Here is a 26,657-nt window from a genome sequence, read left to right as displayed (position 1 = left end):
TTACTTTTATGGCTTTTACCATCTACTTCCTCCTGTATCAGTTCCCGGATAAGTTCCTTAGCTTTATTCGCTGGTTTTCCTTGTAATTTGCAACTGAATACTGTGATTATCTGAACCAGATCTTCAACAAGTTCCTGCTGTTGGGATTTTTCAGTATTATCAATCTGTCGTTCCAGATCATCTTTCTGTTTATGGCTGGAAACGCGACAATATCCAATTGTAATGCGATTTTTAGGCTTTACATTTATTACCTGGTTGAGTTGCTCGTCAGAATAATATCTATAGCCGCTTACTGTAGTATGATGCGGATGAAGTTTTCCATTGGCATCCCAATTTCGTAATGTCTGGGCGGATACGCCTATAATTTTTGAAGATTCATGTATAGAATAATATTTACTCAAAGCATCAACTCCTTTCAATAATATTCCACTCTAATATCTTATAAAACCAAACATGTACTTATATGATTTTATAATTTATATTTAACTGTTAATAACCTCCTTATATAGAAATATAGAAATGAAAAACAGACTATAGGTGTAAAGTCCGATCCAGCTAATCTTAGCACAGTTTTTGACTGTGTGTAAAGAGAGGGAACGCAGATAAGTATCTTGTGCATCACGAAGCGTATTGCCGGTCACAGAATGAACAGCAATATGCTTCGCAGCGAATACGGATCGTCAATACACATCTGACGGTGAGAAAAACAGTACAGCCGGGAAATTTTTCGGCAGGAAAAACGCAGGATACAGAACGGTTTATAGGACTGTATAAAAAAATATGGAATTTTGCGTGCACATGTGGAAATGATAGCGTGCATGGAATTGTGTTAGGAACGGAAAAACAGATTATTCGGCAAATGACATTTATACATGTTTTGAGTTAGTAAAAACATACAAAAATACATATGTAAAAATGTTGGTTTTGCTACAAGGGGATAAATGAGCGCCAAAACATACTCAAAAATAGTAAAAATTGTGAGGGTATATAAAAAAAACGTAAAAGAAACTGGAAAAATGACGGATAATTAACAAAGTGTGAACAAAAAATGGATAAAATGAATAAAAAGTAACATTTTTCCATATTGAAATGACAATAATCCATTTATCATTTTTCCATGTGCAATTATAATAATATCAACGGTCAGGGACGTGAAAAAATATAAAAACTGACCAAAGAAAGAGGGAAAATAAGAAAGATTTAAAAGGAGGAAGAAGTTATGAATTTCAAAAGAGTAGCAGCATTATTGTTAGCAGGTGCCATGGTAATGACAGCAGTTCCGGTATATGCCAAGGGCGACGATGTTACACTTTCCGTATCCATCTGGGACACCAACCAGGAGCCGGGAATCAAAGAAATTCTCGCAGACTTCACAGAGAAGACAGGAATCAAGACAGAGATCTCCGTTGTTAAATGGGATGAGTACTGGACAATGCTCGAGGCCGGTGCACAGGGTGGTTCCCTTCCGGACGTATTCTGGATGCACTCCAACGAGAGTCAGAGATACATGTCCAACGATATGCTTCTTGATCTGACCGATAAGATCAAAGACAGCGATCTGATCGATCCGGAGAACTATCCGGAGGATATCTGGGGACTGTATACATACGATGATAAATATTATGCAGTACCGAAGGATATAGATACAATCGCTCTCTGGTACAACAAGACATTATTTGACGAGGCAGGACTTGATTATCCGACAGCTGACTGGACATGGGATGATGTTACAGAGGCAGCTAAGAAGCTTACTAAGGATGATGGTTCCCAGTACGGTCTCGGAATGAGAAATGATAACAACCAGGCCGGATACTACAACCTGATCTATGATAACGGCGGATACATCATCAGCGATGACAAGACAAAATCCGGCTGGGATGATGAGAAGACGATCGCAGCTATGCAGACACTGGAAGGATGGATCAAGGATGGCGTGATCCCGTCTCTTGAGACAATGTCCGAGAACAACGAGGACGTACTTTTCGAGGCTGGCAAGATCGCTATGACATGCCAGGGCTCCTGGATGCTTGCAGCATTTAAAGAGAACGAGTACACAGCAGCTAACTGTGATTGTGTAGAGCTTCCTAAAAACGCTGAGACAGGCAGAAGAGCTTCCTCATATAACGGACTTGGATGGGCAGCATCTGCTTCCGGTGAGCACACAGACGAAGCTTGGCAGCTGATCGAGTACCTCGGATCCAAAGAGGCTCAGGAGAAACAGGCTGAGCTTGGTGTTACAATGAGTGCATACAAAGATACATCTGATGCATGGGCTAAATCCGCAGACTTCAACCTTCAGGCTTATCTGAACATGATGGATGACATGGAGATCCGTCCATACTCCAAATCTACTGTAACATGGGAGAACGAGGACAACGAGATCCTTAAGGGCGTATACACAGGCGACATCACAATGGAAGAGGCTTGCAAGCAGATGGCTGATCAGATGAACGAGAAGCTGGCTGAGGAGTAAGCATTAAGAAACACCGATAATTAAGTGCAGTAATGAGAGGGGCCGCCGCACTCAGGTGCAGCGGCCTCATACATAGAAGGAATAGAAGGAGTGATTCTTATGGCTAAAACTACCAAGTCACAGGCACGGACAAAGAGAGAGCGCAGTGAGTTCCTCTGGGGCTGGCTGTTTATTCTCCCAACAACAATCGGACTGATCGTATTGAACATCATTCCGATCTTCCAGACTATTTACCAGAGCTTTTTCAAGACAGGAGATTTTGGTAAAGGAAATATCTTTATCGGTTTACAGAACTACCAGAAGGTTTTTGCAGATAAAGAGATCTGGCAGGCACTGATCAACACATTCAAATATGCGATCGTGGAGGTCCCTTTTTCCATTGTCATCGCACTTGTTCTTGCAGTACTTCTTAACAGAAAGATGAAGGGCCGTTCTATTTACAGAACCATCATCTTCCTTCCGATGGTAGCAGCTCCGGCAGCGGTAGCCATGGTATGGAGATGGCTGTTCAACTCTGATTATGGTCTTATCAATAACGTTTTCCATGTTCATGTAAACTGGGTTTCTAATCCGAAAATTGCAGTATTTGCAGTTGCGATCATCGGTGTATGGTCTATCATCGGTTACAATATGGTTCTTTTCCTGTCAGGACTTCAGGAAATCCCGAGAGATTATTATGAAGCAGCATCCATTGACGGTGCAACAGGCGTGAATGCATTCTTTAACATCACGGTCCCGCTTCTTTCACCAACCATTTTCTTCGTACTTGTTACCCGTGTGATCGGATCCCTTCAGGTATTCGACCTGATCTATATGGTTATTGACAAGTCAAACCCGGCACTTACCAAGACTCAGTCACTGGTTTACCTGTTCTATAAATATGCATTTATCAATAAGAACATGGGATACGGCGCTACGATCGTAGTAGTACTTCTTATTATCACCATGATCCTGACAGTATTCCAGATGATCGGTCAGAAGAAATGGGTATTCTACAACTAAAAAGGGGGATTAACCATGGATAGTATGGAAACAAAAAAGAAATTAACCACTATTTTAATACATGTCATACTGATCATTGTGTCCATAACGATGCTTGTGCCATTTATCTGGATGATCCTGACAGCTTTTAAAACTGTAACGGAAGCAACATCTGTAGATCCTTTCACCATTTTCCCGAAAATATGGAGAAAAGACGCATTTATTTCTGTTATCAATAACATGAACTTCCTGCTTCTGTACAAGAATACACTGCTTCTGATCTTCTTCCGAGTAGTGTGTGCGGTTCTTACAGCAACTATGGCAGGCTATGCATTTGGACGACTGAACTTCAAGGGCCGTGATCTCTGCTTCAGTCTTGTACTGTTCCAGATGATGGTTCCGGTACAGATCTTCATCATCCCGCAGTACCTGATGGTCAGCAAGATGGGTATGCTGAATACGATCTTTGCCCTTGTATTCCCAGGTATTGTTACTGCATTCGGTACTTTCCTTCTGAGACAGGGATATATGGGACTGCCGAAGGATCTGGAGGAGGCTGCCAGACTTGACGGATGTAACATCGGTCAGACCTTCCTTTACATCATGGCACCACTTACAAGATCCAGTATGGTCGCACTTGGAATTTTCACAGCTGTATTCGCATTCAAAGATCTGATGTGGCCGATGATCGTTAATACAGATAAGGATATGCTGGTACTTTCTTCCGCACTTGCAAAGATGCAGGGCCAGTACGTATCCAAATTCCCGGAACTGATGGCTGCATCTCTGATCGCCTGCATTCCGATGATCGTGATCTACATGATCTTCCAGAAACAGTTTATCGAAGGTATTGCTACCAGCGGTGGAAAACTGTAATCAGAAATATTACATAAGGTAATACAAGACCGCTGACAATGTATATAACTGAGGATTTGGTTATTGAGGTTGTCAGCGGTATTTTTATCGAAGCAAATGCCAAAATGCACAGTTATTTGATGATTCTTAAGGAAAGAGGCGGATATTTTTATCCGCAGTAAACAAAAAAAGGAGAAAATTATGCCGATCAAATTTCACGAGGGATCAAAGACATTCCACATTTATAACAAACATTTAAGCTACATCACCTGTATCATGGAAAATGGCCAGATGGAGAATCTGTACTATGGAAAAGCTATCCGCGATAAAGAGGATTTCAGTTATCTTCACGAGGAGATCATGCGTTCCCTGATGGCTGTATGCGTTCCGGAACCGGGACTTCTTTCCATGCAGTATACCAAACAGGAGTATCCTGTTTACGGAACCGGTGATTTCAGAAATCCTGCCCTTACTGTTCGTCAGGAGAACGGAAGCGAGATCGTAGATTTCAAATATGTTTCTCATGAGATTTACGGCGGCAAGAAGAAGCTTGCCGGTCTTCCGGCAACCTACACAGAGAACGAGGAAGAGGCAACATCTCTGGACATTACACTTCATGATTCTGTGATGGACACAGACCTTGTTCTTACATATTCCGTATATGAGGATTACCCGGTGGTCACCAGAAGTGCACGCCTTGTTCAGAAAGGGAATCAGAAAATCCGCCTCGAAAATGTGATGAGTGCAGCAGTGGAGTTCCCGGATATGGATTATGAGATGATCCATCTTTCCGGTGCGTGGGCACGTGAGCGTTATGTAAAAACACGCAAGCTTGAGATGGGTACACAGGCTGTACAGAGTCTTGCAGGAACCGGCTCCAGCTCTGAGCAGAATCCGTTTATCGCACTGAAACGTCCTCATACAACAGAAGACACAGGCGAGGTTTTCGGCTTCAGCTTTGTGTACAGCGGCAACTTCCTTGCTCAGGTCGAGGTTTCCACCTACGAGATGACACGAGTTATGATGGGAATCAATCCACAGGGATTTTCCTGGGAGCTTTCCAGAGATGAGGAATTCCAGACTCCGGAGGTTGTTATGGTATATAGCGATAAGGGCTTAAACGGAATGAGCCAGGCTTACCACAGACTGTACCGTGACCGCCTGATGCGCGGAAAATGGAGAAATCATGCACGACCGATCCTCCTCAATAACTGGGAGGCAACCTATTTTGACTTTAATGAGGAAAAAATCCTCAATATTGCAAAAAAAGCCAAAGAGGTTGGGGTAGAGCTTTTCGTTCTGGATGACGGATGGTTCGGAACCAGAAACGATGATTACCAGGGCCTTGGCGACTGGTTTGTAAATAAGAATAAGCTTCCAAACGGAATTTCCGGACTTTCCCGCAAGATTGAGGAGATGGGCCTGAAATTCGGTCTCTGGGTAGAGCTTGAGATGGTAAACAAGAACAGCGACTGCTACAGAGCACATCCGGACTGGCTCATCGGAGCACCGGAGCGTTTTGAGTCCCACTCAAGACATCAGCATGTTCTTGATTTTTCCAGACCTGAGGTTGTGGATTTCATTTATGATTCCATCTCAAAAGTTATCGAGGAATCTTCCATTTCCTACATTAAATGGGATATGAACCGTTACATGTCCGAGCCTTTCAGCCGCGGCGCATCTGCAGCAGATCAGGGCAAGACCATGCATAAATATATCCTTGGTGTTTATGAACTGTATACAAGACTGACAGAGAGATTCCCTGACATCCTCTTTGAATCCTGCGCAAGCGGCGGAGCAAGATTTGATCCTGGAATGATGTATTTTGCACCGCAGACATGGACCAGTGATGATACCGATGCAGCAGAGAGAGAAAAGATTCAGTACGGTACATCCTTTGTTTATCCGATCGTCAGCATGGGATCTCATGTATCAGCAGTACCGAATCATCAGTTGCACCGTACCACACCGCTTTCTACAAGAGCAAATGTGGCATATTTCGGAACCTTTGGCTATGAGCTGGATCTGAACCTTTTAAGTGCCAAAGAGATCGAAGAGGTAAAGGCACAGGTGGAATTCATGAAGGAACATCGTGACCTGATCCAGGTGGAGGGTGATTTCTACCGTATCTTAAGCCCGTTCGAAGGAAATGATACTGCATGGATGGTTGTTTCCAGAGACAAAAAACAGGCAGTTGCTGGATACTATGAAAGACTGAACAAGGTCAATGCTTCCTGGATGCGTCTGCGCTTCAAGGGTCTTGACGAGGACCAGCTTTACAAAGTAAAATGGGAAGATAAGTGCCTGAAAGCTTACGGAAATGAGCTGATGTATGCAGGAATCCCGGTTGATCGTGACTACTGCAATAAGACAAACGGTGATTTCCATTCTGTATTGTATACAATTGAAGCAGAGGGTTGATTTCTGTAAATGATAGAATAAAAACTGTCTGCAGAAAGACATCCGCCTGACCAGAAATATAACAGGCCGCCGGATATGGCGGCCTGTTATTGGGTAGCGAAGCAGCTCACAGGCGGAAACATAATATATGACATCAGGGAGGTGACAAGTTGCTTCATACAGTTGGTTTTACAAACTCAGACAGATATAAATGTCTGGAGAATTTAAAGAAAGGTGCGGTGGATCTCTGCCTTACCTATTGTGGGTGGGAAAACTGCGATCCGGGACATCGCTTTGGACCAAATAAAAGGATTTCCCATGTGCTTCATATCGTGGAATCCGGAACCGGGGTTTTTGAGATGGATGGACAGCAGTATCATCTGACCGGCGGGGAGGCATTTCTGATCCCATCCAGTGTGGAGGCCTGGTATGAGGCAGATATGGACAATCCCTGGACGTACCGCTGGGTAGGATTTGAGGGAATGACTGCAGAGGAAGTGATCCATGTAAGTGGTTTCAGCCGGGAAAATCCGGTCCGAAGGATCCACTGCATGGAAAATGCCGCGAAGTATATTGATGCAATGGTCCAGACCAACAAGCTTGTTTTTGAAAATGAGCTGAAACGGAACGGACTTCTGATGCTCCTTTTGTCTGATCTGATCGTAGATAACCGGGATGCATGTCTGAGAGAAGGCAAGCTTCTTCCGTCCCACAGATATCCCAATTCCGTTTATGTGGAGCATGCAGTAGATTACATTGCAGCCAACTTTGACAAGCGGCTTAAGATCAATGAGCTGGCAGACCGCATCGGAGTCAACCGCAGCTATCTTACCAGCACCTTTAAGAAAAGCCTCGGATGTTCCCCGCAGGAATACCTGATGAATCTCCGCATTGAGAAAGCCAAATCACTTCTGAAAAAAGGAGATATCCAGGTCAACGAGGTGGCTGCAAGAGTGGGATATGGAGACCCTTTAGCTTTTTCTAAAGTTTTTAAAGCAAGAACAGGAAGGAGTCCAAGAGAATATAAAGAAGAAAAAAGAAGCCTTGTGGTGAAAGGGAAGAAAGGGGATTATACAGAATCTGAGCCCTGATCCTGTGATATATTTCACGAAGAAAAAAGAACTCTCTGTCTGGCCGGAATATATAAAATTCTGGTATCGGGCAGAGCGTTTTTTATGTCATAAGAAATGTTATAGAAAATTACTTCCAGGTATCTCATGCAACAAAACAACAATTATTAACATCAAAGTACATATTTTAAACAAGTTTCCGGTAGTATGATAAGATCACAAAGAAAACGAAGCGGGACTGCACCGCAGAAATAGCAGAAAATCAGGAATTTCAAAGAAAAATATAAGAATTCCGGATAAGAGATCCAACAAAGGAAACAGGAGGAACGAATATGATCAAAATTACATTCATGGGAGCTGGAAGCACGGTTTTCGCAAGAAATGTACTTGGCGATTGTATGTGCACACCGGCACTTCGCGAGAGCGAGATCGCACTTTATGATATTGACGAGAAGAGACTGGAGGATTCCAGAATTATCTTAAGTGCCATCAACCACAACGTAAACGAGGACCGCGCAGTGATCAAAACTTATCTCGGTGCCGAGAACCGTAAAGATGCACTTCGAGATGCAGATTTCGTAGTCAACGCCATTCAGGTAGGCGGATATGAGCCATGTACAGTAACAGACTTTGAGATCCCGAAGAAATACGGCATCAAACAGACCATCGCAGATACCCTGGGAATCGGCGGAATCATGCGTGCACTTCGTACCATTCCGGTCCTGGAAGAGTTTGCCCGGGATATGGAAGAAGTCTGCCCGAACACTCTGTTCCTGAACTACTCCAACCCTATGGCAATGCTCACCGGTTATATGCAGCGTTTTACAAAGATCCGTACTGTAGGCCTCTGTCACAGCGTTCAGGTCTGCTCCCAGAAGCTTCTTGAGGGAATGGGAATGGAAGACAAGATTGAGGGACGTACCGAGCTGATCGCAGGTATCAACCACATGGCATGGCTTCTTGAGATCCATGACAAAGATGGAAACGACCTGTACCCGGAGATCCGCAGAATTGCAGAGGAGAAGAATACATCCGGTGAGAAACATGAGGATATGGTACGTTATGAGTACATCCGTCATCTTGGCTACTACTGCACAGAGTCCAGTGAGCACAATGCAGAGTATAATCCGTTCTTCATTAAATCCAAATATCCGGAGATGATCGAGGAGTTCAATATTCCGCTTGACGAATATCCGAGAAGATGTATCAAACAGATCGAGGGCTGGGAAAAAGAGCACGAGGATATCCTCAAGGATGGCAAGATCGGCCATGAGAGAAGTAAAGAGTATGCTTCTTATATCATGGAGGCTGTTGTTACAAACACACCGTACAAGATCGGTGGAAATGTTCTTAACAACGGTTACATCGATAACCTTCCGTCGGATGCTTGCGTAGAGGTTCCATGCTATATCGACGGAACCGGTGTACATCCGGTAAAAGTGGGCAAGCTTCCTACACAGCTGGCAGCTATGAATTCATCCAATGTCAGCCCGCAGCTCCTTGCTATTGAGGCAGCAGTGACCAAAGACCGCCAGAAAATCTATCAGGCAGCCATGATGGACCCGCACACAGGTGCAGAGCTGAATATCAAAGACATCCAGGCAATGTGTGATGAGCTGATCGAGGCACATGGGGATTATATGAAGATGTACCGCTAAGGCAGGAAATGATCGGAAGGCAGCAAAAACTTTGAAATAAATATGCAAGGCGGCATAGAAAGGCCGGAACACCAGAATGGGGAGGGTGTTCCGGCCTTTCTTTATATGGAACTTTTGATAAATAATAAAAACAACAGATCGCTGTCTAGGTCATGGAAGAACTGGAACGTCAGGGCAAAAAGATCCCGGAAGATGTTGCGGTAACCGGCTATGATAATTCACTATATGCAAGACAGGGACAGGGCATTACCACTATCACCCATCCCCAGGAAAAACTGGGAGATCAATGCTTATCCGGTTAATGAGATCGCAGAATATGTTCAGGATGTAAGTCAGGGAGATATTGATGTTCTGGTAGAAGAATATTATAATAAATACGATATGATTCTGGATGGACGTGCCCCTGAGGAATTTAAGAAGCATGTAGCAGTCCAGGCAGGGATCGAGATCGGTTTTGAGCGCTTCCTCGAGGAGAAAAATTATCAGGCTGTCGTAACACACTTTGGTGATCTGGGCTCCCTGAAACAGCTTCCGGGACTTGCGATCCAGCGACTGATGGAAAAAGGCTATGGCTTCGGTGGCGAGGGTGACTGGAAAACAGCAGCTATGGGTATTGAAGCGGTTTATATTGATGGCGATACAACGATCCAGAATCTGCAGAATGAGCTGAGATGGAACAGCATGTATTTCAGCAAATAATATGGGAGGTTTTTTACAATGGGAGTAAATGAGGCAAAAACAGCAATTCTTGAGAATCGCACGGCTCTTGGTATTGAGTTTGGTTCCACAAGGATCAAGGCAGTTCTGGTGGACGATAAGAACCAGCCCATCGCATCCGGAGCCTATGAATGGGAGAACCAGTATGTGGATGGTATCTGGACATACAGCCTGGAGGAGATCTGGAAAGGTCTCCAGGGCAGTTACCAGGATATGGCAGAAGATGTTCAGAAAAAATATGGAGTGGAGCTTACAAGCGTAGGTGCGTTTGGTGTCAGTGCCATGATGCATGGCTATATGCCGTTTAATAAAGAGGGAGAGCTGATGGTCCCGTTCCGTACCTGGAGAAACAACATCACAGGAGAAGCCTCTGAGAAGCTGGCAGAGCTTTTCCATTACAATATCCCTCAGAGATGGAGCATCGCACACCTGTATCAGGCGATCCTTAACGGTGAGGAGCATGTAAAAGATATCGATTATATCAGCACTCTGGAAGCCTATGTGCACTGGAAACTCACCGGAAAAAGAGTTCTTGGTATCGGTGATGCGGCAGGTATGTTCCCAATCGACAGTGAAACGAAGGACTATAACGAGGAGATGGTTCAGAAGTTCGATGAACTGGTTGCGCCTTATGGTTTCCCATGGAAGCTTCGCGATATTATGCCGAAAGCTCTGGTGGCAGGTCAGGATGCAGGAGTTCTTACAGAGGAAGGCGCAAAGCTTCTGGATGTAAGTGGAAAGCTGAAAGCTGGAATCCCGATGTGTCCGCCTGAGGGAGACGCAGGAACCGGTATGGTTGCCACAAACAGTGTCCGTCGGCGTACCGGAAATGTTTCTGCGGGAACATCTGTATTTGCCATGATCGTCCTGGAGAAGGCACTTTCCAAACCGTATAAAGAAATCGACATGGTTACCACTCCGGCAGGAGATCCGGTTGCCATGGCACATTCCAACAACTGTACTTCGGATCTGAACGCATGGGTAAATGTGTTTAAGGAATTTGCAGAAGCTATGGGCATGAAAGTAGATATGAACAAACTGTTCGGAACTCTTTATAACAAAGCCATGGAAGGCGACCCGGACTGTGGCGGACTTCTTTCCTACTGCTATTTCTCCGGCGAGCATATGACCGGCTTTGAAGAGGGACGTCCACTGTTTGTACGTTCTCCTGAGAGCAAATTTACACTGGCAAACTTTATGCGAAATAATCTTTACACCTGCCTCGGCGCCATGCGTGTAGGTCTGGATATCCTTCTGAATCAGGAGCATGTAAAGATCGATAAGCTTCTGGGCCACGGCGGCCTCTTTAAGACAAAGGGGGTCGGCCAGCAGATCCTTGCAGATGCGGTAGATGCACCGGTATCTGTAATGTCCACAGCAGGAGAAGGCGGAGCCTGGGGAATCGCACTTCTGGCTTCCTATCTGATTAACAGGAGAGAAGGCGAAGACCTTGCGGATTTCCTGGATGAAGATGTCTTCAAAGGAAACGAAGGCAGCACACTGGCGCCGGAAGCAGAAGGCGTGAAAGGATTCAATGCATTTATGGATCGATATATGAAGGGTCTTGGCATTGAGCGTGCGGCTGTAGAGTCTGAGATATGGTAAAACGAAGAACGGATTGAAATAAAAATCTTCGATTTACTGGCATAATAGAAAAATCTGTTAATTTATTGTATGTGCTTAAAGAGGAATATAAATGAAGCAGATGATTTATGAAAAAAAGAAACCGACTCCGGGCCAGCTTGTACATATCATGATCGACCGTCCAATGAACAGTTATCATCCGGAACACAAAGAGCTTTTTTATCCGGTAAATTACGGCTACATCGAAGGAATCATCGCTCCGGACGGTGAGGAACAGGACGTTTACGTTCTGGGAATCGATCACCCGGTAAAAGAATTTACAGGAAAAGTGATAGCTATCATCCACCGCCTTAATGATGTGGAAGACAAATGGGTGGCAGTTCCGGAAGATATGACCATGACAGCTCAGGAGATCAAAGAACAGGTCCGGTTTCAGGAACAGTATTTTGAGACAGAGATAGAGATGCTGGAATAACAAAAATATAAAACAGGAGCAGACATGGTACGCCATGTGACTGCTCCTGTTTTTGTACAGGATCCATATATTATATATTTCTGTTATCTGCGATGCAGATAAACTGGATGACAGAGGATGCAAGGGAGCACCGGACTGGATTCTGTGAAAACAGGAATCTATGAAGATTTGTGGATTGATTTTTCTGCTATGAAAATGAATGGATCTTATTGAAAATATTTCTTCATAATGTTATCATTGGATACGAAAAACACAGAAAAAATAAGAAAACAAAAAATTAAACGGTTGTATATGTGTCTGTAATATGACCAGAGACAGCCGGTCAGAGTGTCAGAGATCAGAATGGTGGGTGGCTGAATGTTTGATGACCAGGGCTATACAGGAGGAGAACAGAATGAAATTAACTATGCTTGGAACAGGTAACGCACTGGTAACAGAGTGCTACAATACATGTTTTGTGCTCAGCGATGAGTACGGCCATTTTCTGGTTGACGGAGGCGGCGGAAATACGGTGCTTTCCCAGCTGAAGAAGGCTGGCGTTGATCTGATGGATGTTCATGAGATCTTTGTTACACATAAGCACGTAGACCATATCATGGGGATCGTGTGGGTGATCCGCATCATTTGCCAGAACATGAAAAAAGGCACTTATCAGGGCGAGGCAAACATCTATGCTCATGATGAAGTGATCGGACTTCTGAAAGACATGGCATTTAAGCTTCTGAATAAGAAGGAGACACAGTACATCGGTGACAGACTTCATCTGATCGAGGTAAAAGACGGCGAGGAAAAAACAATTCTTAATAAGAAAGTGACCTTCTTTGATATTGGTTCCACCAAGGCGAAACAGTTCGGTTTCCAAATGATCTACGACGGCGGTAAGGTGCTTACCTGCTGCGGAGACGAGCCATACAATGAATGTGAAGAGAAATACGCAAAAGGCAGCGACTGGATGTTCCACGAAGCATTCTGTCTGTATGGACAGCGTGATATCTTCAATCCATATGAGAAGCATCACTCCACAGTTAAGGATGCCAGTGAGCTGGCTGAGAACCTTGGAGTTAAGAATCTTGTCCTGTATCACACAGAGGATAAGAATATTAAGAAACGTAAAGAGCTTTACGGAGCAGAAGGCAGAGAGTATTATCACGGAAATCTGTTTGTTCCGGATGATCTTGATGTGATCGAAATGTAATAACTGTAAAAAGAAAGACTGGAAGTATGGCATATGCTGTATTTCCGGTCTTATTATGTTTGGAAACAGAGAGGATACTAATAAATTTCATAGTACCTCTGTCAGGTAGAAAAATACTTGTATGGCAAAAAGGTATCGTTTACAATAAAGAATACACACATAGCATTGCAAGAGCATGTCAATAAGAACAGATCTGAAAATTACAGATTCGTATCCGGCAAAAATAAGATTTTACAAATTACGAGGTGACAGAACATATGCCAGCAACAGATAACATCACACTTGAAAAAAAATACAGAAAACTCCAGGAAATCCTCCGTTCCCTGGGAAGTGTAGCCGTAGCTTTTTCCGGTGGAGTGGACTCCACATTTTTACTGAAAGCTGCACAGGAAACACTTGGTGACAAAGCTATGGCCATTACCGCATGTCCATGCTCCTTCACCGACAGAGAACTGAAAGAAACGCAAGATTTCTGCCAGGAAAATCACATTTGCCAGGAGATATGCAAGATCAACGAATTCGATATCCCGGGGTTCCGTCAGAATCCGCCGGATCGCTGCTATATCTGCAAAAAAGCTATCTTTACCAGACTTTGGGAAGCTGCAAAGGCGCGCCATATGAACATGATCGTGGAAGGTTCCAACATGGATGATCTGGGCGACTACCGTCCGGGAAAAAGGGCTATCCAGGAGCTTGGGGTCCGCAGTCCGCTCCAGGAAGCAGGCCTCTATAAAGAAGAAATCCGGGAGCTGTCAAAAGACATGAATCTTCCAACCTGGAACAAGCCATCCTTTGCCTGTCTTGCTTCCAGATTTGTATACGGTGAGACCATTACCGAGGAGAAGCTTCACATGGTAGATCAGGCCGAGCAGTTTCTGATGGATCTGGGATTCCATCAGTTCCGTGTTCGCATCCACGGTACCATGGCAAGGATCGAGGTTCCGGAAGAAGAGATCCTGAAAATTGCAGATAATGAAACAAGAACAAAGATCACAGAGAAATTCCGCACATTGGGATTTTCTTACGTGACTCTGGATCTTCAGGGATTCCGTTCCGGAAGTATGAATGAAACATTGGGAAAATAAAAATATGAAAATCAAAAAAATCCCCCGGAAATACCGCGCGAGAAGTATTTCCGGGGGATTGCTGCACGAATAGAACCGGAGGCTCCGTTACTGTGTTCAAATCTCAATTTTCGGATTGAGAATATCTGTCTGGCAGGCTGTATATCTTACATATAATCCTTTAGCACATCATGATCCCGCAGTACCTTCTCAACCACAGTACCCTTCACAACATTAAGAAGTGGTTTCTTCAGTGCATTCAGCGGCCCTGGCAGCTGGATCTCCAGCGGGGATTTTCCGTCCATCAGCTTCACACTGCTGTCCAGAAGCTCACGGATATCGTAAACGCTTCCCCATACTTCCGGAACCCCACGGTCTACACCGAAAAGTCCGTATACAGCCTCCATTGCAGTACGTACGGAATATTCTGTTGTGAATACGGTATCACGAGGAGTTTCCGCGAACTGGCCCAGGAATGCAAAGTTTACACAGCCATCCGGGATAACATCCGGGCGGTCACCTTTGGTACGCGGCATGAAGAAGGCGGTGATGTACGGCATCATGGTCGGAACGCAGACAGCGCTGTTTTCTGCCATATCGTCGATCTGATCTACCGGAACACCCAGGTGGTACAGCCACTCGGCGGTAATTTCCTTACCGGTACAATCCTTCATCGGCTTCTTGATATAATCACCGGGAACATCTGTGAACAATCCGTAAACCCATACACAGACCTTCTTCGGATCCTGTTCCCTGAACTGTCCCTGACGGTTGATGGTCCAGCTTAAGAGCCATTTGGAATCCTGGCAGCTTACGATACCACCGGTAACAACCTTGCCGGTACGTGGGTCACGCTGGCAGATGTTGGTGATATAAGGGATGATACGGTCATCCAAAGTGGTGACAGTAGCGGATTCCCAGTTTGTTCTGGAAATGTCTGAGCAGAACTTTTCCGGATGTCCGAAGGAAGGATCCTGAGCTGCGATATTTTTCCACAGAGACCATACACCACTGGTACGGACCTCTGCATCACCGTTTGGTGCATGGTTCTGGTCGCCGTAGATCGTGCCCTCTGTACAGCTTCCGTTAGTGACGAAAACATAATCATTTTCTGTAAGAAGGATGCCCTGCTCCACATCTTTTACCTTGCATTCGATAGCAGTGGCGATCTTTTTGCCATCTTTAAAATTAAAGATCACGTTTGTGACCTCAGTATTAAACTGGAAGTCAACACCTGCATCCTCCAGATATTTTTTCATGGGAAGGATCAGGGATTCGTACTGGTTGTACTTGGTGAATTTCAGGGCGCTGAAATCCGGAAGACCTGCAATGTGGTGGATAAAACGCTGGAAGTAAAGCTTCATCTCCAGAGCACTGTGCCAGTTTTCAAATGCGAACATGGTCCTCCAGTACAGCCAGAAGGTGGAATCAAACACTTCATCATCAAATACATCTTCGATGGTTTTATCGTAAAGATCCTCATCCTTTGTCATAAACAGCTTCATGATCTCCATGCAGCCCTTCTGGCTCAGGTTAAATTTTCCGTCGGTATGTGCATCCTGTCCACGGTTGACGGTTGCACGGCAGAGAGAATAGTTCGGGTCGTGCTTGTTCAGCCAGTAGAATTCGTCCAGAACAGAAGCACCCGGTTTTTCAAGAGAAGGAATACTGCGGAAAAGATCCCACAGGCACTCGAAATGGTTTTCCATCTCACGACCGCCACGCATGATATAGCCTCTGGACGGATCAAAGATTCCATCGCAGGCACCGCCGGCAATATCCATGGCTTCCAGGATGTGGATATGATCACCTGGCATCTGTGCGTCTCTTACCAGGAAGCATGCAGCAGCCAGGGAAGCAAGACCGCTTCCTACAATGTAGGCATGCTTGTCGTCCACACCTTCCGGTTTTTCCGGACGGGCAAAGGCTTCGTAGTTACCGTTGGAATAATAAATCCCTTTGCTGTTTTTGTCATGCTTTCCACGCTCGGTGTTGCGGTAGTTTGCAGTAGTTTCTTTCACATGGAGGTTTTCCTCTTCGTTGATCTCTCTTGTTTTTTTCATCAGCATGGCTGCGCCGGCTCCGGCTGCCGCAAGTGCTGCAAGTCCCATGAATCCTTTTTTATCTGACATATGACATCCACCTTTCGTAAATGAGATACCTGTTTGTATCGGATTAACTGTTCTTTGTTGCTGTTGAGGCTATGATAGCCCATCCGGAAAAAAGATTCTATTTACAAAATACCGAAAGTGTTCAGTTTTTTATCATTATATCTGTTTTGATAAGTTTTTATTCTGTATGCATTTCTGCTGTTTTATTTCTGGCGGCAAAATTGCGGATGGCGTTGTCGATGCTTCCATACAGTGCGGTTGCGGTATCATCTGCGATTTCGCGATAATCTTCGCGCATGCCGTTTTTGATCCAGTCCAGCATGATCCCTACAAAGCTGTATTTATACAGATCTGCGATAAAAATTTTCTGTTCATCCGTGATGGGGATATCTTTTGATTTTTCTGTTACCACGCCCATAAGAAGATCGCAGGTAAGCTGGAACAGATAATTTTCGATCTGTTCCCGCCCCACGCAGCGGTATACATTTAAGATAAACGGCTTGTTTTCCATCACGGCATCAAAGATCTGCAGAAGCCCTTCATGCCATGTGGAAGAGGTTTTTTTGCCCTGAAGGGCAATTCTGGCATCTTCCAGACAGCACCACTCCACAAGATCATAGATATCCTTGAAATGATAGTAAAAAGTCATGCGGCTGATCCCGCAGTCCGTAGTCAGGTCATTGATGGTGATCTTATCTAAAGGTTTCTTAAGAAGTAGATGCTTCAGGGATTCTTCCAGGGCAAGCTTGGTTGCATTTGTCATGTTTTGCGGCCTCCTTTGGTAATGTTGTGGTTACTAATATAACATGAAAGTGCACAGAAAATCCATGCCAAACAGTGACTTTTCTGTGAAATTATGATAAACTGAAACCCGGAATGTTTTGTGAAACAGAATGGAGTGTATTATGAAAAAGAAATCAGCTTGCATCCTGCTGGTTTTTGCTGCCGTGATAGTACTTACTTATATGACAGGAGAATCCTATTATAGAGGAATCAGTGAAAAAGCAGGGTTGGATGAACAGGAAGAGAAAATATATAAATACCAGTACGACATGATCGTGGACAGCCCCGATTCCCAGTTCTGGCAGGCAGTATATGACAGTGCGAAGAAAAAAGCAGCTCAGAATAATGTACTGCTTGAGATCATGGGGCCGGACAGAGAAACATCCTATGATAAACTTGATTATATGAATATGAGCATTGCGGCCAAGGCGGATGGTATTATCCTGCAGTATAATGGAGAAGCCGGTCTGGAAGAAGCAATCAATACTGCAGTAAGAAACGGAATACCGGTGGTTACAGTCATGAGTGATGCGGTGCACAGCCGCCGCCAGAGCTTTGTGGGAGTCAGCGATTATCAGCTTGGCATGGCTTACGGGGAAATTGTTGCCAAATACGTGGATGAGAACACGAAGAAGATCCTGATTCTGCAGAAACGGGACATTGATGATATGAACGAAAGTCAGATATACACTCAGATCAGCAATGCGGTGAAGATGGCAGCTGGTTCTGAGGATATTGAGATCAAGGGAAGGAATCTTCTGTCAACAGGAACCTTTGAAACAGAGGAGGCAGTTACTGATATTTTTCAGCAGAAGCGGAATGTTCCGGATATCCTTGTGTGTATGGATGAGGAGACAACGGAGTGTGCAAGACAGGCAATTCTGGATTTCAACCTTGCAGGAAAAGTGAAGATCATTGGTTATTATACATCTGAGGATATTCTGGCGGCAGTTGAAAAAGGTGTTATTTCAGTTACCTGTGATGTGGACACGACCCAGCTGGGACAGTACAGTGTGGAGGCAGTTACCAGCTATATAGAAGATGGAAGAACCAATTCTTTCTACAACGTAGACATTAATTTTCTTGACAGAACAGCAGTGAAGAAGATGAGGAGGGAGGCAGTCACAGATGAAAAAGATCCGTTGGAGTGACTTTTCTCTTGTAAGCAAGATCATGATCGAGGTTGGCGTGCTGGCAGTTTTACTGTTCAGCATCAACATGCTGTTTTATGCGCGGATCAACAACTCCATGCAGGAGATGGATGATGTGTATGCCAGCAATGCCCAGATCACAGAGCTTGGGCAGGTTTTTGACGATGTGCAGGACAGTATGTACCAGTATCTGAAGGTAAAAAACTCTCAGGCACTGATGGATTATTATCAGAATGAGGCGAAATACAGGCAGGAGCTGGAGAAGTTAAATGAACGGAATATTGATGATTCCGTAAAACTTCTGGAGAAGAAGATACGTAAGATGTCAGAATCATATCTTTCCTGTACCGCAGGAACTGTAGCTGCCAAGAGAGGCAGGAATGTGGAGAAATATAAGCAGGAATATGATGAAAGTCTGGAGCTTTATAGTTATATCCAGAGTTCTATGGATGAGCTGAACAAGCAGCTTTTTAAAGAAAATTCCCAGACTTATGCAGCTCTCCGGGCGGTTATGAGATATCTGGAGATCAGTAATATGATGATCATGCTTCTGGTGGTGATCTGTGGGATGTTCCTTCTGATCATGGCAACAAGGGAGATGTTCCTGCCGCTGACTAATATGGCAGAAACTGCACAGCTGGTAGGTCAGGGGAATTTTAATGTAAAGATGCCCCCAGCAGATTCCAGGGATGAGCTTGGAACGGTAACAAGAGCCTTTAATACCATGGTGGATAATCTTGGTCTTTACATTGCCAGGACAAAGGCCAGCATGGAAAAAGAACAGCAGATGATAGAGAGGGAGCTTTTGATGGAAACACATCTCAAGGAGGCACAGCTTAAGTATCTCCAGTCTCAGATCAATCCGCATTTCCTTTTTAATTCCCTGAATGCAGGAGTACAGCTTGCAATGATGGAGGATGCAGAAAAAACCAGTATCTTTGTGGAAAAGATGGCAGATTTTTTTCGCTACAATGTAAAGAAGGGTGAGGAAGATGCCACACTGGAGGAAGAACTGGAGGCTGTGGACAATTACATTTATATTCTGAATGTACGGTTTGCCGGGGACATCCATTTTTCAAAAAAAGTGGAATGTGATGTGGAAAATGTACGTGTTCCCAGTATGATCCTGCAGCCGGTTGTGGAAAACGCAGTCAATCATGGAATCCGGAATATAGATTGGGAAGGACATATTGATCTCAGTGTGGAGAAATGGAACGACCATATTGAGATCAGTGTTCGGGATAACGGACTGGGCATGACCGGAGAACAGATACAAAGAGTACTGTCAAAAAAAGTCCACAGCAGTTCAGGCGAGGGTGATTCCACGGGAATTGGAATGAATAATGTGATCAGCCGTCTGGAACTGTATTATGAGCGGGACGGATTAATGGAAATATACAGTGAAGGTGAAGGAATGGGAACAGAGGTAGTGATCAATATTCCTCTGGAGAGGAGCGAAAAAAATGTACAGAATCCTGATTGCTGATGATGAGGGGATCATGCTGGAATCCCTGAAAAATATTATAAGTTCCAACTATGGAAATGAATGTGAGATCCATACAGCCAAGACAGGCCGTGTGGTTGTGGAGGAGGCGGAGAAATATCCGCCGGATATCTGCTTTATGGACATTCAGATGCCGGGCTTAAGTGGGATCCAGGCAATCCGGGAAATTCAGAAATTTAACAGATCTGTGGTCTTTGTGATCATTACAGCCTATGATAAATTTAATTATGCCAGGGAAGCGGTAAATCTTGGAGTTATGGAATTTCTTACCAAGCCGGTAAACAAAAAGGTGATTCTGGAAATATGCTCCAAAGCTATGGAAAAGGTAGATTCCACAAGACAGAAGCGAAGCGATGATCTCCGTATCCGTGAAAAGCTGGAGACAGTTGTACCCATGATCGAGAGCGGATATATCAATAATATTCTTCTGCAGGATGATTTTCAGACATATCAGGATAATTACAGGGAGCTTCTGGATATCCGGGAAGAATATGGATATATGATCGTGGCTGAATTCGGGGATTCTACGGAAAATGGTGTTCTTACCAATGCGGTGGGGGCCAGTGTGAAGGCAAACAAATTTTATTCCACATTCCGGGAAATCGCTCAGGGATTTTTTGAATGTCTGGTAGGACCCATTATGGGAAACCGTATTGTACTGCTTGTTCCGTACCGTAATTCTAGGGAGTCCTATGAGGAACGTGTGGAGGTTGTAACAAGAACCAGAAACATGGTACATAAGCTGGAAAGCAGGATCGACAGTAAATTTCGCTGTGGTATCGGCCGGGTGAAGGAGATGGGAAGCACCATGAAAGAATCCTTCAAGGAGGCCATGATCGCACTTCGGGAAAGCACCAGCCATGTGATACATATTGAGGATGTTCCAGCTGCACAGAAATATGACGGCGAATATCCAAGAGATCTGGAACGTCGCTATGAAAAGCGGGTGATGGATAAGGATGTGGCAGGAGCTTTAAGCTGTGCCGAGGAATTTATCAGGTGGATGGAGAAGCAGCCGGGAGTAGATCTGGAGGACATGCGCATCAAGATCCTGGAGCTTGTGATGGGAGTGGAAAAAAAGGCCTTTTTTGCAGGTACCGTGAAATATGCGATCAGCTGCCGCAGAAATTATATTCATGAGATCCAGGAATATACAGATATAGAAGGAATGAAAAAATGGTTCCTGGGCAAAACATCAGAAATCTGCAGTAACATGGAAAGTGCAAGGGAAAAAGAAGCGGTTTCTATTATCGAAAAAGCAAAGTCCTATATTCGGGACAATTACAAAAAAGATATTTCACTGGATGAGGTGTCACGGGAGGTGGATATCAGCCCTTATTATTTCAGCAAGCTTTTTAAGCAGGAGACCGGAGGAAATTTTATCGAGTATCTTACAGAAGTGCGGCTTCGGAATGCAAGAGAACTTCTCAAGGATTCAGGGCTTTCCATCAAGGAGATCTGTGCGGAATCCGGATACAGCGACCCCAATTATTTCAGCAGGATATTCAAGAAATACGAAGGCGTGACACCAAGTGAATTTAGAGAGAAGTTGAGGTAGACAATATGAGCGGGGGGAAAATGATTAGGAAGCTGTTGATCTTGCTGTGTCTGTTGACATTGATGCTGAATGGCTGCGCTTCCGAAAAAACAAAGCAGACAGCTGCACAGGAAAACGATACAGAGGAAGACAGTGGTGAAAAGAAAATTCAGATCGGTCTTACAGTGGATTCCTTTGTTATTGAGAGGTGGATTCGTGACAGGGATGTATTCGTGGCAACAGCAAGGGAGCTGGGAGCGGAAGTGAATGTTCAGGATGCGGGAGCAGATACAAAAGAGCAGATCAGCCAGATTGACTATTTTATCAAGAAGCATATGGACGTGATCGTGATCATTGCCAGAGACTGCAAAGCATTATCTGAGGCTGTGGAGCGTGCCCACAATGCAGGAATCAGGGTGATCTCCTATGACCGCATGGTAAATGATGCGGATACAGACATGTATATTTCCTTTGATAACCGGAAAGTCGGAGAGGTTATGGCACAGTCCATGATGGAAGCGATCCCTGATGGCGGAAAGATTTTTATGATCCAGGGATCTGCTTCAGATAACAATGTGGACATGGTAAAAGAGGGATTTGAAGACACTCTGAAAAACAGTGATCTGAAGGTGGTTTACGAAGCCAACTGTGAGGGCTGGGTCGCGGAGCTGGCAGCAGATTATGTGGAGGAAGCACTGGAAGAGTATCCTGATGTAAAGGGAATCATGTGCGGAAATGATGATATTGCCAGCCAGGTGATACAGATTCTTGCGGAAAACCAGCTTGCCGGACAGGTGATCGTGGTAGGCCAGGATGGTGATCTGGCTGCATGTCAGCGTATTGTGGAAGGAACCCAGTACATGACAGCATTTAAATCTATCGAAGATCTGGCACGCCAGGCAGCTGAATATGCGGTGAAGATGGCAGAAGAGGGAAAGATTTCGTCAGATGTGACAGATACCATGAACGATGGAAGCTACGATATCCCGGCGAAGGTGCTGGAACCGGTTGCCGTTACAAGGGATAATATTGATGAGGTGATCATTGACGGCGGTTTCCACAGACGAGATGAAGTATATCTCAATATAGATTACGATACAGAGTAATGCAGAACAGATTGCATACCGGCATATATGTGGCAGTGAAATTCTGCAAGTAATGTGGCAGTGTATCCATATGCGCAATAATACACAATTATGACAAAAATCAATAGCAGATTTTTGGTGCAAAAATGTCTTGCCTGATGCAGGGCATTTTTCTTTTGCAAAAAAATGTCTCTGTCCTTGCCAACTATGTCCAGACAGTCCTGTGCTATAGTAACATCATCAAAGGAAACGTGATTCCAAAAACAAATAATGAAACGGAGGATTTTACAATGAAAAGAAAAATGGTATCTGCACTTCTTTGCGCAACAATGGTAGCTGGTATGGTGGTAGTTCCGACAGCAACAGCACAGGCAGCAGACAAGAAACTGATCGGTGTTACCATGCCGACCAAGGATCTCCAGAGATGGAACCAGGATGGCGAGAACATGAAGAAAGAGCTGGAGGCAGCAGGATATGAGGTAGACCTTCAGTATGCATCCAATGATGTAAGCACACAGGTTTCCCAGCTTGAGAACCAGGTAGCAAACGGATGTGACCTTCTGGTTGTGGCATCCATCGACGGAAGCAGCCTTGGCGAGCCACTGAAACAGGCCAAAGAAAAAGGAATTCCGGTTATCTCCTATGACCGTCTTCTTATGAATTCTGATGCAGTTTCCTATTATGCAACATTTGATAACTACAAAGTAGGTCAGAAACAGGGCGAGTACCTGGTAGACGCACTGGATCTTGATAATCAGGATGGACCGTTTAACATCGAGCTGTTCACAGGAGATCCTGGTGATAACAACTGTAACTTCTTCTTCGGTGGTGCAATGGATGTTCTCCAGAAATACATCGATGACGGTAAGCTGGTAGTAAAATCCGGACAGACAGAGTTCGAGCAGGTTGCTACCGCAAACTGGGATAGTGCAAAAGCACAGGACAGAATGGATACCATCATCGCAGGTAACTACTCTGACGGAACAAACCTTGACGCAGTTCTCTGCTCCAACGATTCCACAGCCCTTGGTGTTGAGAATGCACTGGCAGCTTCCTACACAGGAGAATATCCGATCATCACCGGTCAGGACTGTGATACACCGAACGTTAAGAACCTTGTAGCAGGAAAACAGGCAATGTCCGTATTTAAAGATACAAGAGCTCTTGCATCTGCAGTAGTAAAAATGGTTGACTCCATCATGAAAGGTGAGGAGCCGGAAGTGAACGATACAAAATCCTATGATAACGGAACAGGTGTCATCCCGACATACCTTTGCGATCCGGTTGTTGTTACAACAGATAACTACAAAGAAATCCTGATCGATTCCGGATACTACACAGAGGATCAGATCAAATAATCATAATTTTTAAGAAAGAAATTTATCACATGCAGGCGGGGAATATAACCGCCTGCATGAACAGTGGAAAGGGAGGGAAATTAAGTTGGCTAAGATACTTCTGGAAATGAAAAATATCACCAAAACTTTCCCAGGTGTAAAGGCACTGGACAACGTTAATCTCCAGGTTGAGGAAGGCGAGATCCACGCACTGGTAGGTGAGAACGGTGCCGGTAAATCTACATTGATGAATGTATTAAGTGGTATATATCCGTACGGCTCGTATGAAGGAAATATTATTTACGATGGTGAGATCTGTAAATTTAACACCATCAAAGACAGTGAACATAAAGGAATTGTGATCATCCACCAGGAACTGGCACTGATCCCGTATATGACCATCGGTGAAAACATGTACCTGGGCAATGAAAGAGGCAGGAGCTTTTCCATCAACTGGAATGAAACTTATGGGGAAGCAGATAAATATTTGAAAATAGTGGGACTGGAGGAATCCTCCAGAACTTTGATCAAGGATATTGGTGTAGGTAAACAGCAGCTGGTTGAGATTGCAAAGGCACTTGCAAAGAATGCAAAGCTGCTCATTCTGGATGAACCTACCGCATCACTGAATGAAGATGACTCCAAAGCTCTTCTGGATCTTCTTCTGAAATTCAAGAAGCAGGGAATGACCTCTATCATCATTTCCCATAAATTAAATGAGATTTCCTATGTGGCAGATAAGATCACAGTTATCCGAGATGGATCTACCATTGAAACACTGGATAAAAAGAAAGACGATTTTTCTGAGCAGAGGATCATTCAGGGAATGGTTGGACGTGAGATGACAGACCGGTTCCCGAAACGTCCAAATGTAAAGATCGGCGATGTTTCCATGGAAGTTAAGAACTGGAATGTTTACCATCCTCTGTATACAGAACGTAAGGTGGTAAATAACGTATCCTTTAAAGTACATAAAGGAGAGGTTGTCGGTATTTCAGGACTGATGGGAGCAGGACGTACAGAATTGGCCATGAGTATTTTTGGCAAGAGCTATGGAACTAAGATTTCCGGCCAGGTGTTCATGAATGGAAAAGAAGTGAAGCTGAATACAGTTCAGGAGGCCATCGACAACAAGCTTGCTTATGTTACAGAGGATCGAAAAGGAAACGGGCTGATCCTTTCCAAGTCCATAAAGATGAACACTACGCTTGCAAACATGTCTGGTATCAGTAATGGAAAAGTGATCGATACGGATAAAGAATACGCAGTTGCTGAGGAATACAGGAAGAAACTGAAAACCAAGTGTCCGACAGTTGAGCAGAATGTCGGAAACCTGAGCGGTGGTAATCAGCAGAAGGTCCTTCTTGCAAAATGGATGTTTGCAGAGCCGGATATTCTGATCTTGGATGAACCTACAAGAGGTATTGACGTAGGAGCCAAATATGAAATCTACTGTATCATCAATGACCTGGTCGCAGCAGGAAAATCTGTGATCATGATCTCTTCTGAGCTTCCGGAAGTGCTTGGAATGTCAGACAGAATCTATATCATGAACGAGGGCAGATTCGTAGGAGAGGTAAGTGGTGAGGAAGCTACATCTGAGCTGATCATGTCCAGGATCGTGAAGTCAGGTAAAGGAGAGTAAGAAGATGGAGAAAAAGATTAGTTTTTCAGAAATATTAAAAAAATATACCATGGTCATTGTTCTGGTATTTGTTGTGATCATGTTTTCTGTGAACACAAAGGGCGTTATGCTTCTTCCGCAGAATGTAAATAACCTGGTAGCCCAGAATGCATATGTATTTATTCTTGCAACCGGTATGCTGTTCTGTATTTTAACAGGTGGTAACATCGATCTGTCAGTTGGTTCTGTTGTATGCTTTGTTGCTGCTGTCGGTGGTAAGATGATGGTTCTCAACAGTATGAACCCGTATCTCACTATGATCGTGATGCTTCTTGTGGGTATTGCCATTGGTGCATGGCAGGGATTCTGGATCGCTTATGTACGAATTCCTCCATTTATTGTTACTCTGGCAGGTATGCTTGCTTTTCGTGGCCTTTCCAACGTAGTTCTGGAAGGACAGACCCTGGCCCCGATGCCGGATGCTTATCTGGCTCTGTTCAATAACTATATTCCGGACTTCCTTGGTGGAGGTGAAGGATTTAACAGAACATGTTTCGTAGTTGGCATTATTGTCTGCATCGTCTATGTTGCACTTGTTATGAAAAACCGTGCAGACCGTGCAAAAAAAGGCTACAGTGTTGAGTCTTTCGGTGGTGTTGCAGTGAAGATGGTTCTGATCTGTGTAGTTGTTCTTGCATTCATGTTCAGACTTGCTCAGTACAAAGGTATCCCGAATTCTCTTCTCTGGGTTGCAGTGATCATCGCGATCTATACATACATTGCTTCCAAGACTACAACAGGCCGTTATTTCTACGCAGTTGGTGGTAATGAGAAGGCAACAAAGCTTTCCGGTATTGATACGAACAAAGTTTATTTCCTTGCTTACTTGAACATGGGTCTTCTGGCTGCTATCGCAGGTATGGTGACAATGGCCAGATTGAATTCTTCCAACCCGCAGGCTGGTACAAACTTTGAGATGGATGCGATCGGTGCTTGTTTTATTGGTGGTGCTTCTGCTTATGGTGGTACCGGTACAGTTCCTGGTGTTATCAT

21 protein-coding genes and 1 pseudogene are annotated in these 26,657 nt (G+C 44.4%); 19 read left to right on the top strand and 3 right to left on the bottom strand.

Annotated elements, in window-relative coordinates:
- The coding region (locus LI091_RS15850) for a MerR family transcriptional regulator (RefSeq protein ID WP_265191342.1) at nt 1-401 on the bottom strand (401 nt) is incomplete at its 3' end.
- 818 nt (nt 402-1,219) lie between these two features.
- Between LI091_RS15850 and LI091_RS15845 the strand changes: the two genes are divergently transcribed.
- From LI091_RS15845 to larE, 12 genes and pseudogenes are all read left to right on the top strand, one after another.
- Nucleotides 1,220-2,473: an ABC transporter substrate-binding protein gene (locus LI091_RS15845; protein ID WP_021650446.1), complete on the top strand. Its 1,254-nt coding sequence runs from the start codon at nt 1,220-1,222 to the stop codon at nt 2,471-2,473.
- Nucleotides 2,474-2,572: 99 nt separating this feature from the next.
- Entirely contained in the window at nt 2,573-3,475 is a 903-nt protein-coding gene (locus LI091_RS15840; protein WP_021650445.1) for a carbohydrate ABC transporter permease, read from the top strand.
- A 15-nt stretch (nt 3,476-3,490) separates the two neighbouring features.
- On the top strand, nt 3,491-4,330 hold the full coding sequence (locus LI091_RS15835; RefSeq protein WP_021650444.1) for a carbohydrate ABC transporter permease: 840 nt from the start codon (nt 3,491-3,493) through the stop codon (nt 4,328-4,330).
- A gap of 180 nt (nt 4,331-4,510) precedes the next feature.
- Nucleotides 4,511-6,730, top strand: coding sequence for an alpha-galactosidase (locus tag LI091_RS15830; protein WP_265191341.1), 2,220 nt, complete (start codon nt 4,511-4,513; stop codon nt 6,728-6,730).
- A gap of 149 nt (nt 6,731-6,879) precedes the next feature.
- On the top strand, nt 6,880-7,800 hold the full coding sequence (locus tag LI091_RS15825; RefSeq protein WP_110925843.1) for an AraC family transcriptional regulator: 921 nt from the start codon (nt 6,880-6,882) through the stop codon (nt 7,798-7,800).
- Nucleotides 7,801-8,111: 311 nt separating this feature from the next.
- Nucleotides 8,112-9,437: an alpha-glucosidase/alpha-galactosidase gene (locus LI091_RS15820; protein WP_265191340.1), complete on the top strand. Its 1,326-nt coding sequence runs from the start codon at nt 8,112-8,114 to the stop codon at nt 9,435-9,437.
- 152 nt (nt 9,438-9,589) lie between these two features.
- Nucleotides 9,590-9,739, top strand: coding sequence for a substrate-binding domain-containing protein (locus LI091_RS18780; RefSeq protein WP_265191339.1), 150 nt, complete (start codon nt 9,590-9,592; stop codon nt 9,737-9,739).
- Nucleotides 9,714-10,046, top strand: a pseudogene (locus tag LI091_RS15810) (L-arabinose isomerase family protein); the annotation flags it as partial. The gene LI091_RS18780 and the pseudogene LI091_RS15810, both read left to right, overlap by 26 nt.
- A 108-nt stretch (nt 10,047-10,154) precedes the next feature.
- A complete protein-coding gene (locus LI091_RS15805; protein ID WP_331463639.1) occupies nt 10,155-11,759 on the top strand; it encodes an FGGY-family carbohydrate kinase in 1,605 nt (534 codons plus the stop codon).
- Between the two features lie 91 nt (nt 11,760-11,850).
- Complete coding sequence (locus LI091_RS15800; protein WP_243874191.1) at nt 11,851-12,213, top strand: inorganic diphosphatase; 363 nt, start codon at nt 11,851-11,853, stop codon at nt 12,211-12,213.
- Between the two features lie 394 nt (nt 12,214-12,607).
- Nucleotides 12,608-13,408, top strand: coding sequence for an MBL fold metallo-hydrolase (locus tag LI091_RS15795; protein ID WP_022426660.1), 801 nt, complete (start codon nt 12,608-12,610; stop codon nt 13,406-13,408).
- Between the two features lie 257 nt (nt 13,409-13,665).
- Nucleotides 13,666-14,493: an ATP-dependent sacrificial sulfur transferase LarE gene (gene larE / locus LI091_RS15790; RefSeq protein WP_114002212.1), complete on the top strand. Its 828-nt coding sequence runs from the start codon at nt 13,666-13,668 to the stop codon at nt 14,491-14,493.
- A 146-nt stretch (nt 14,494-14,639) separates the two neighbouring features.
- On the opposite strand, the gene LI091_RS15785 is transcribed toward larE, so the two are convergent.
- Together LI091_RS15785 and LI091_RS15780 are read right to left on the bottom strand one after the other, a co-directional pair.
- Entirely contained in the window at nt 14,640-16,604 is a 1,965-nt protein-coding gene (locus LI091_RS15785) for an oleate hydratase (RefSeq protein WP_118608110.1), read from the bottom strand.
- A gap of 157 nt (nt 16,605-16,761) precedes the next feature.
- Nucleotides 16,762-17,346, bottom strand: coding sequence for a TetR/AcrR family transcriptional regulator (locus tag LI091_RS15780; RefSeq protein ID WP_015526040.1), 585 nt, complete (start codon nt 17,344-17,346; stop codon nt 16,762-16,764).
- A gap of 142 nt (nt 17,347-17,488) precedes the next feature.
- Here LI091_RS15780 and LI091_RS15775 point away from each other — a divergent pair, with 142 nt between their 5' ends.
- From LI091_RS15775 to LI091_RS15745, 7 genes are all read left to right on the top strand, one after another.
- Nucleotides 17,489-18,517, top strand: coding sequence for a sugar ABC transporter substrate-binding protein (locus LI091_RS15775; RefSeq protein ID WP_092070236.1), 1,029 nt, complete (start codon nt 17,489-17,491; stop codon nt 18,515-18,517).
- Nucleotides 18,495-20,003, top strand: a complete 1,509-nt coding sequence (locus tag LI091_RS15770) for a sensor histidine kinase (RefSeq protein WP_022426665.1) — start codon at nt 18,495-18,497, stop codon at nt 20,001-20,003. Before LI091_RS15775 ends, LI091_RS15770 begins: the two co-directional genes overlap by 23 nt.
- Nucleotides 19,981-21,579, top strand: coding sequence for a response regulator transcription factor (locus LI091_RS15765; RefSeq protein ID WP_092070230.1), 1,599 nt, complete (start codon nt 19,981-19,983; stop codon nt 21,577-21,579). The genes LI091_RS15770 and LI091_RS15765 overlap by 23 nt, the downstream gene beginning before the upstream one ends.
- A gap of 5 nt (nt 21,580-21,584) precedes the next feature.
- Entirely contained in the window at nt 21,585-22,664 is a 1,080-nt protein-coding gene (locus tag LI091_RS15760) for a sugar ABC transporter substrate-binding protein (RefSeq protein ID WP_412209745.1), read from the top strand.
- 308 nt (nt 22,665-22,972) lie between these two features.
- Nucleotides 22,973-24,001: a multiple monosaccharide ABC transporter substrate-binding protein gene (gene chvE / locus LI091_RS15755; protein WP_243119302.1), complete on the top strand. Its 1,029-nt coding sequence runs from the start codon at nt 22,973-22,975 to the stop codon at nt 23,999-24,001.
- Between the two features lie 85 nt (nt 24,002-24,086).
- Nucleotides 24,087-25,625: a multiple monosaccharide ABC transporter ATP-binding protein gene (gene mmsA / locus LI091_RS15750; protein WP_022426669.1), complete on the top strand. Its 1,539-nt coding sequence runs from the start codon at nt 24,087-24,089 to the stop codon at nt 25,623-25,625.
- 4 nt (nt 25,626-25,629) lie between these two features.
- Nucleotides 25,630-26,657: ABC transporter permease subunit (locus LI091_RS15745; protein WP_173740086.1), on the top strand; the 1,028-nt coding region annotated here is incomplete at its 3' end.

The sequence above is a fragment of the Blautia sp. MSK20_18 genome (assembly GCF_020553125.1).
GTDB classification, from domain to species: Bacteria; Bacillota; Clostridia; order Lachnospirales; family Lachnospiraceae; genus Blautia_A; species Blautia_A fusiformis.
This window is presented reverse-complemented; position numbering and strand designations above follow the sequence as displayed.